The sequence below is a fragment of the Neisseria sp. HMSC069H12 genome, assembly GCF_001812735.1.
Taxonomy (GTDB): Bacteria; Pseudomonadota; Gammaproteobacteria; order Burkholderiales; family Neisseriaceae; genus Neisseria; species Neisseria subflava.
In genome coordinates, this window is sequence record NZ_KV810246.1 from 133,706 (window position 1) to 141,934 (window position 8,229).

Below are 8,229 nucleotides of genomic sequence, written 5' to 3' on the forward strand. Positions count from 1 at the left end.
ATGAAAACGAAATCAACGATTTCTATTTCACTTATTCAGACGGCCTTTATGAAATGACAGTCGGAAAGGCTTTCAAATTGTCTGTTGTTTCAATTAAATTTGAAGATCGGTATTGTCTGCACGGATTTGACGCAGGAATTTTTGTGTCCGCTCATGTTTGGGATGATTGAACAAATCTTGCGGGCTGCCTTGTTCGACAATAACTCCGCCGTCCATCACGACAACGGTGGTTGCCACTTCTAAGGCGAATTTGATTTCATGCGTAACGACAACCATGGTCCAGCCTTCTTGCGCCAATTCCTTCATGGTATCCAAAACATCTTGCACCAATTCAGGGTCAAGCGCGGAAGTCGGTTCGTCAAACAGCATTAATTCAGGCTGAATTGCCAACGCGCGGGCAATGCCGACACGCTGCTGTTGACCGCCGGAGAGTTGGTAGGGGTAGAGGTCAATCTTATCGCCCAAACCGACTTTTTCAAGCAATTTGACAGCCTCTTCACGCGCTTTGGCGACAGGCTTGCCTTGTACGGCAACCGGCCCTTCCATGACGTTTTCCAACGCAGTTTTGTGCGGAAAGAGGTTGTATTGTTGGAACACCATGCCGGATTTGCGGCGCAGTGCCAAAATATCGTGTTTGCTTGGTTTTTTGGAAAAATCGATGCTTAACGGCTGCGCATTGTTAAACTCGATCTGACCTTGTTCAGGCATTTCTAAAGCGTTTAAACAGCGTAAAAACGTGGTTTTGCCTGAGCCGGAAGGACCTAAGATAACAATCACTTGTCCTTTGCCGACATCCAAATCGATGCCGCGCAAAATGGTATTTTCGCCAAAGGTCTTATGGATATTGCGGATTTTAATCATGACAACTCCTTATTTGGCGACATAGCGGTCGAAACGTTTTTCCAAACGCGCCTGAATCAAAAACAGCACTTTGCAGAAACACCAATAGACCAATGCGGCTTCGATATAAACCGGCAAGAAGTCATAAGTACGGTTTGCTGTCTCTTGAGCGACACGGAAAAGCTCCGTTACCGTTACCACGGCGGCAAGCGAGGTGTTTTTGAACAAGCCGATAAATTCGTTGCTTAAAGGTGGTACGGCAACGCGGAATGCCTGTGGCGCGACAATGCGGCGGAAAGTCTGCATATAGGTCATACCGATGGAGAAACCTGCTTCCCATTGTCCTTTAGGTACGGACAAAATTGCCGCGCGTATGGTTTCGGAAGCGTATGCGCCGACATTGAGCGAAAAGCCGATGATGGCGGCAGGAATCGGATCGATATAGATGCCGACGGAAGGCAAACCGTAGAATACGATGACCAACTGCACCAATAGCGGCGTACCGCGAATGACGGAAATATAAAATTCAACCAGCTTCAGCAAGCATTTTTGGAAAATGCTGTCGGAGGGCATGATTCGCACCAAAGCAACGGCTACGGCAATAATCATGCCGATAACGAAAGAAGCGATCGCCAAAGGCAAAGATACTGCGAAGCCGGCTTTGACCATAGGCCAAAACGCGCTGATGAGCATATCAGCGCGTGTTTCCGTCATAAACGGCAGAGAGGCAAGGAAATTATTTAACACTGATGTCTTTTCCGAAGAATTGTTCGCCTAGTTTTTTCAGTGTGCCGTCGGCTTTCAGCTCGTTGATTGCCGTGCTGAATTTGGCCACGACTTCGTCATTGCCTTTATTGACAATCAGGCCGGAACCGACTTTTTCGTCAGCAGGGGCAGACCAAACGATTTGTACGCCGGCATTTGGGTTTTTCTTCAGGTAGTCCAATACCGCCAATTCGTCGTTCAGGGTTGCATCGGCACGTTTTTGTTCAATCAGGGTCAGAGATTGCGCCAAACCGTCTACCGGTACGAGTTCTGCGCCCGCAGCTTTGGCTTTTTCGCCATAGTTGCTGGTCAGGGATTGTGCGGTTTTTACGCCTTTGATGTCGTCGATGGATTTGATGTTGCTGTCTTTACGGGCAACCAATACGGCACCGCTCCAGCTGTAAGGCTCGGATTTGTCAAAAGTCGCTTGACGCTCAGGGCTGGTCAGGCCGACTTGGTTGGCGACTACGTCAAAACGGCCGGCTCTCAAACCTGCCATCATGGAATCCCATTGAGTTTCTTTAAATTCAACTTTGATGCCCAGTTTGTCGGCAACTGCGCGGGTTACTTCGACATCGTAGCCGGTCAATTTGCCGTCTTTATCGTGGTAGGTGAATGGTGCGTAAGTACCTTCCGTACCGACAGTGATGGTACCTTTGTTGTTGATACGCTCAATCAGTGAACCGGAGGCCGCACCGGATTGTGCCGGAGCAGAAGAAGCTGAGTTGCTGCCTTCTCCGCCGCAAGCAGCCAAAACTACTGCAGCGATGGTGCCAAGTACGAATTTTTTCAACATGGATTTTTACTCCTGACTTTAAGTGTGTCATTTGGTATTAAAGCGTGCATTCTAAGCGAAACTGCCCAAAATACAAAATACATCTTATGCCTTAAAAGGCCGTCTGAACGCTGATTTGTTCAGACAGCCTTGAATGATGTATAAAAAATTCAGCTTATGCAATTTCAAGCCACATGACTTGATAGGGTTGCAGTACCAAGTCCTGATTCAGAGAAACGGTTTGGCCGCTGATCAAATCCTGCGCTTTAAACGGCATGGCTTGCAGGGTGTGCGCGCTGATGGTTTGCGCGTGCTCGCTGAAGTTGCCGAACGCCAAAAGCGCGTTGTTGCGGATGTAGCCGATGATGTGTTTGTTGTTGGTGTTGAAAGTAACCAGACGGCCGCCGTTCAAACGCGGGTTGTTTTGGCGGATGTCTATCATGTGGCGCAGACCTTGATAGATTTGTCCGGCTGCGGTGGATGCGTCGTGGCGTTGTTCGTACAACTCGGCGTTGTAACGCGGACGGTGCGCCCAGCGGCTGTCGTCGCTCTTATTGCTGTCGCTTGACCAGTCGTCGTTGAGCGTGCCGACTTCGTCGCCGAGATAAATCAGCGGCAGACCGCCGGTACTCAGGGCGATGCTGTACAAGAGTTTGATGCGGTCAACGGCGTGTGGGTCGTGTTGCGCCAGACCGGCGAGGGCGGCGGCAGTGCCGCTGACGCGGCAGTCGCCGGTGTTGGGGTTGTATTGGAAAGGGACGCCGCGCGCGAAGCTGCCGTCGAAATGGTTGACGAAGAAACGGTTGAGGAATTGGCGGTGGTCGTAGCCGTGGATGCCGAATTGCGATGCGTCTTCGTCGGCGAACGTCCAGCCGATGTCGTCATGGCTGCGGACGTAGTTGACCCATGCGGTATGGTTGGGCAGGTTGTGGCGGTAGGAAAGGGCTTGGTGGAGCAGGTTGACTTCGCGGGTGGCGAGGGTGTTCCACAATAATGCCATTTGCAGTGGGTTGTAGCCGATTTGGCATTCGTCTTGTCCGATGTATTGGACGACTTGGTCAGGGTGGACGATGGCTTCGGATTTGAAGAACACGGCAGGTGCGGCGATGCGCATGACGGCGTTGAACGCGCGGATTAAGGCATGGGCTTGCGGCAGGTTTTCGCAGCTTGTGCCCATTTGTTTCCAAATAAAGGCGACGGCGTCCATGCGCAGGATGTCAACGCCTAAATTGGCGAGGAACATCATTTCGCCCGCCATGGCGCAGAATACCCAAGGATTGCTGTAATTCAAATCCCATTGGAAGGAATTGAACGTCGTCCATACCCAGCGTCCGTCTTCTAATTGGGAGAATCCGCCCGGATGCTGGTCGGGGAAGATTTCGCGCAGGGTGCGGTCGTATTGGTCGGGCATCCAGCGGTCAGGGAAGATATAGTAGAAATTGTCGAAAAGCGGATTGCCGGCGGCGCAGCCTTTCGCCCATTCGTGTTCGTTGGACGTGTGGTTGAAGATGAAATCGACGACGGCGGAAATACCCGCTTCGTGCAGCGCAGCAATGACATCGCGCAAATCGTCTATCGTACCCAAAGCCGGATTGACGTCGCGGTAGCTGCTGACTGCATAGCCGCCGTCGCTTTTGCCTTCAGGGCATTTAAACAGGGGTATCAGGTGCAGATAGGTCAGCCCCAATTCTTGGAAATAAGGGATTTTGGCTTTTAAGCCTTGCAGATCGCCAGCGAACAAATCGACATAGTATACGCCGCCAACCTGTTTGTTGGACAAAATCCAGTCAGGATCGTTTTCGCGCGCAATCAATATCTTTTAAGGATGAGTTGCGTTGTGAATAGCTTTGCCATGCTTGGGCAATCAGTTGCTCCAGCATGGGGAGGACGGCTTCGTTGTTGTAAACATTGTCCAGCTCATGCATCAGTTTGGGGAAGCGTTCCTCAAGTCGTCTGTCAAACTGTTTCCAGTCTTCAGATGTCTCGATACTTGCACGCTGTTCGGGGGTATAAATCGATAGGGTGCGTTCTTTAAGGTGATGCAAGGTCAAATCAACCTGTTGAGTCTGGGTCAACATAATGCCTACTCCGAAGTTAAGGTGAAATTGTTTTGAAGCTTGGTTTCAATTCTTTTGCAAATCCATGCCGATTGTGGGCGGCTAAGACTGTAATTATGCGTCAAGAAACTGTCACAGTAATACTGGAAGTGCTTGAGTGTGTATAGGGTTTTCAAGGTTGGGAACGATGATTTTTCAAGTGTTTGATTTTGATTAAAAGTAGGATTGAGCATATGGAAAGCGGCCTTTTGACGAACTTATCTTTCAGACGGCCTGAGTCTTGTGAAAAAAACTTTTATTTTTATTATATTAGACATCTTTTTATGCTAAGTATGGCCGTCTGAAACATATGTGCAGCATAACGGGTTGCTTATTTTGTTTAAAAACGTGTCATAGAGATTAAGTTCATGACTTCTGATGTAAATCAAGATTCTATAAAAAGGCAGTTATTCTGATTTGAGAGAGAGGGGATGTACGATTTTTATTTATTAAAAAATGAATCCTTAAATTCAGTTGTTGATATTGGTTATTATGTAGATTATCAAGTTAATAAAGGAAAGGTGTTTGTCTGGTTTGTCATGCTTTTTTAATATTATTTTTTAAAATTAGACTTGACCCATTACAAGCAATTACTTAAAGTACCCATCTTATTTTTACACAAGAAAACGGGTTGTCCCGTTCCAAAAAAATGAGCGCAATCAAACCACCACAAATCACCGTATTCGACAGCAAGCCAACCGATGCTTATTTCTTCGGTACTTGCGTTCTTGACCTTTTCATGCCAGAGGCAGGTATGGATGCCATCACTTTAATCGAACAGCAGGGTATCCGTATCCATTATCCTATGGAGCAAAGCTGCTGCGGCCAACCTGCCTATTCGTCAGGTCATCCTAAAGAAGCTTTTGATGTTGCCAAAGCGCAACTGGATTTATTCCCTGAAAATTGGCCGATTGTCGTGCCTTCCGGTTCTTGCGGCGGCATGATGAAACACCACTGGCCGATTTTGTTCAAAGGCACCGAGTACGAGCAAAAAGCGATTGATTGTGCCAACCGTATCATTGAATTTACCCACTTCCTGCTGGCGATTGGTTACAAACCTGAAGATAAAGGCGAGCCGGTTAAAGTGGCCGTTCATACTTCCTGCGCGGCACGTCGTGAGATGAATGTCCATTTGTCAGGCTGGCAGCTGATTGACGGCATGGAAAATGTTGAACGTATCGTTCACGACCATGAAAGCGAGTGCTGCGGTTTTGGCGGTACATTCTCTGTGAAACAAGCCGATATTTCCGGCGCGATGGTAACCGACAAAGTTGCAGCCTTAAAAGAAACAGGTGCAACTGAAATCATCAGCGCGGATTGCGGCTGTATGATGAATATCGGAGGCAAAATTGCCAAAGACGAACCCAATATGCCACGTCCGAAACATATTGCATCTTTCCTGTTGGAACGTACCGGAGGTAAAGCATGAGCGCGCGCGAAAATATTTTAGCGAAATTGAAAAAAGCCGATGCCTTGCCGATGGAAGAGCCGCCGGTTTTCGATTATTACCGTGAAATGGGTGTTTCTTGGGCAAACGATGTCGAACGCTTGAAACATTGGGCGGCTGCCATGCGTGCCGTCAAAACGGAAATCTATTGGGTTACTAAAACCAACTGGCCGCAAGTCTTCCGCCAAGCAGCCGAAGGCAAAGGCTTGAAAAACATTCTGCTCCCATTGGAAACAGAACATGGTCAGCTGGCCCGTGCAGCTTTGGCCGATACTAATATTGAATCGCGTGGTTTTGAGCGAAAAATCGACGATTGGAAAAACGAATTCTTTACCGATATTGAGGCTGGTTTTAGCGGCTCTAAATGCGGTATTGCCCGTACCGGTACGATTATGCTGGAGTCCAGCCCTGTTGAGCCGCGCAGCCTGAGTTTGGTTCCGCCTGTGCATTTCTGCCTGTTTGACACCAGCAAAATGTACAACGAATTCCATAATGCTGTTGAAGGCGAAAAACTGGTAGAAAAAGGCATGCCTACCAACGTTATTTTGATTTCCGGTCCGTCTAAGACTGCCGATATTCAATTAACTTTGGCCTATGGTGCACACGGTCCGCGCGATTTGGTAGTTTTGGCCGTTCTGCCTGATCATATTTCCCCTGCCGATTTGGAGGAAAAAGCATGAGTTCTCAAACCATTAAATTCCATATGAAGCCGGAAACATTCAAGCAAAACGCTGCGATTTCTTTGCAAAACAAGCCTCTGCGTAAAAGCTTACGCACGGCGATGGATATGCTGATGACCAAGCGCAAAGCCGTTTTGACTGATGAAGAAGAGCTGCAAAGCCTGCGTGACTTGTGTGAGCATGTCCGTCAACGTTCGTTGTCCAAATTGCCTGCATTGTTGGAACAATTGGAAGAAAACCTGACCAAGTTAGGCGTTAAAGTCCACTGGGCGGAAACCCCTGCCGAAGCCTGCCAAATCATTCACAACATCATTACCGATAAAAACGGTAAGCTGATGGTGAAAGGTAAATCTATGGTCAGCGAAGAGATTGAGCTGAACCATTATCTGCAAGATCAAGGCATTAAAGCGGTTGAGAGCGACTTGGGCGAGTTTATCGTTCAAATGGCCGGCGAGAAACCAACCCATATCGTGATGCCTGCCATTCACAAGACCAAAGAGCAGGTTAGCGAGCTTTTCCATCAAAATCTTGGCACTCCATTAACAGACGATGTAGACCAGTTGACCGGATTTGCGCGTAAAGCCTTGCGCGATATTTACAGCACTGCCGATGTCGGTTTGAGCGGTGTAAACTTTGCCGTTGCGGAAACAGGCACTTTGTGTCTGGTCGAAAACGAAGGCAACGGTCGCTTGAGTACCACTGTACCGCCTGTGCACATTGCCATTACCGGTATTGAGAAAGTGGTTGCGAAGCTGTCGGATGTTCCGCCTTTGTACAGTCTGTTGCCACGTTCTGCCATCGGTCAGAACATTACCACTTATTTCAATATGATTACCGGTCCTCGCCGTAGCGAAGAGCTGGACGGCCCTCAAGAAATGCACTTGGTACTGCTTGATAACGGCCGTAGCCAAGCTTATGCAGAAGATCAAATGCGCCGTACCTTGCAATGTATCCGTTGCGGTGCATGTATGAACCACTGTCCGGTTTATACCCGTATCGGTGGTGCGGCTTACGGTACGACTTATCCCGGCCCGATTGGCGAGATTATCTCTCCGCATTTGTTGGGCTTGGATGCGACACGCGATCTGCCGACTGCGTGTACCATGTGTGGCGCCTGCGTTGAAGTTTGTCCGGTACGCATTCCGATTACCGAACAAATGCAACGTCTGCGTGTTGAAGCGCAACGCTCGCCAACAGAAACCGTTCCACATCCTATCCGTGGTCAAGGCGCATCGCATACTTTTGGCGAACAAATGGCATGGCGTACGTTTAACGGTATTTTCAGCGGCAGTAAAGCTTACCGTGCATTCGGTTGGACGGCCTCTAAATTCCGTGCATTGACGCCTAGCAAGCAGTTGGGCTGGACCAATAACCATGTTCCGATGAAACCTGCCAAGCAAACATTGCATGAGATGATGGCAGAAAGAAAACGTCAGCAAGAAAAAGCATAAGACTTGAAAATAAAACCTGGGGGATAAAAGCCTCAGGTTTTATTTTTTATTGAATACTGCTGGTGTAGCATCGCTATTTGTAAAGGCATTTGATTTGATTATTGTATTTTGGTTCTTTTGAATAAAAAGGCCGTCTGAAAGATTTGAACTGGCCCCCAAATCTTGGACACTCATA

Annotated in this window: 8 protein-coding genes; 3 read left to right on the plus strand and 5 right to left on the minus strand. The window is 48.3% G+C overall.

Annotation, left to right across the window (positions count from 1 at the left end; genetic code table 11):
- Positions 1-93: 93 nt before the first annotated feature.
- The 5 genes from HMPREF2872_RS02970 to HMPREF2872_RS11955 form a co-directional block, all read right to left on the minus strand.
- On the minus strand, positions 94-861 hold the full coding sequence (locus HMPREF2872_RS02970) for an amino acid ABC transporter ATP-binding protein (RefSeq protein ID WP_070631103.1): 768 nt from the start codon (positions 859-861) through the stop codon (positions 94-96).
- A gap of 9 nt (positions 862-870) precedes the next feature.
- Positions 871-1,587, minus strand: coding sequence for an amino acid ABC transporter permease (locus tag HMPREF2872_RS02975; protein WP_083311721.1), 717 nt, complete (start codon positions 1,585-1,587; stop codon positions 871-873).
- A complete protein-coding gene (locus HMPREF2872_RS02980) occupies positions 1,577-2,401 on the minus strand; it encodes an amino acid ABC transporter substrate-binding protein (protein WP_070631105.1) in 825 nt (274 codons plus the stop codon). The genes HMPREF2872_RS02975 and HMPREF2872_RS02980 overlap by 11 nt, the downstream gene beginning before the upstream one ends.
- Positions 2,402-2,555: 154 nt before the next feature.
- Entirely contained in the window at positions 2,556-4,193 is a 1,638-nt protein-coding gene (locus HMPREF2872_RS02985; RefSeq protein ID WP_283118971.1) for an alpha-amylase family protein, read from the minus strand.
- Positions 4,168-4,458, minus strand: a complete 291-nt coding sequence (locus HMPREF2872_RS11955) for a hypothetical protein (RefSeq protein WP_283118972.1) — start codon at positions 4,456-4,458, stop codon at positions 4,168-4,170. The genes HMPREF2872_RS02985 and HMPREF2872_RS11955 overlap by 26 nt, the downstream gene beginning before the upstream one ends.
- A 667-nt stretch (positions 4,459-5,125) precedes the next feature.
- Between HMPREF2872_RS11955 and HMPREF2872_RS02990 the strand changes: the two genes are divergently transcribed.
- Genes HMPREF2872_RS02990 through HMPREF2872_RS03000 form a run of 3 tightly spaced genes read left to right on the plus strand, consistent with a single transcriptional unit; the run spans position 5,126 to position 8,054 of the window.
- Positions 5,126-5,905 (plus strand): (Fe-S)-binding protein, encoded by a 780-nt coding sequence (locus HMPREF2872_RS02990; RefSeq protein WP_070631116.1) that lies wholly within the window; start codon positions 5,126-5,128, stop codon positions 5,903-5,905.
- Entirely contained in the window at positions 5,902-6,603 is a 702-nt protein-coding gene (locus HMPREF2872_RS02995) for a LutC/YkgG family protein (protein WP_070631107.1), read from the plus strand. The genes HMPREF2872_RS02990 and HMPREF2872_RS02995 overlap by 4 nt, the downstream gene beginning before the upstream one ends.
- Positions 6,600-8,054 carry a LutB/LldF family L-lactate oxidation iron-sulfur protein gene (locus tag HMPREF2872_RS03000; RefSeq protein WP_070631109.1) on the plus strand — a complete coding sequence of 485 codons (1,455 nt, stop codon included), beginning with the start codon at positions 6,600-6,602 and terminating at the stop codon, positions 8,052-8,054. The genes HMPREF2872_RS02995 and HMPREF2872_RS03000 overlap by 4 nt, the downstream gene beginning before the upstream one ends.
- Positions 8,055-8,229 lie beyond the last annotated feature (175 nt).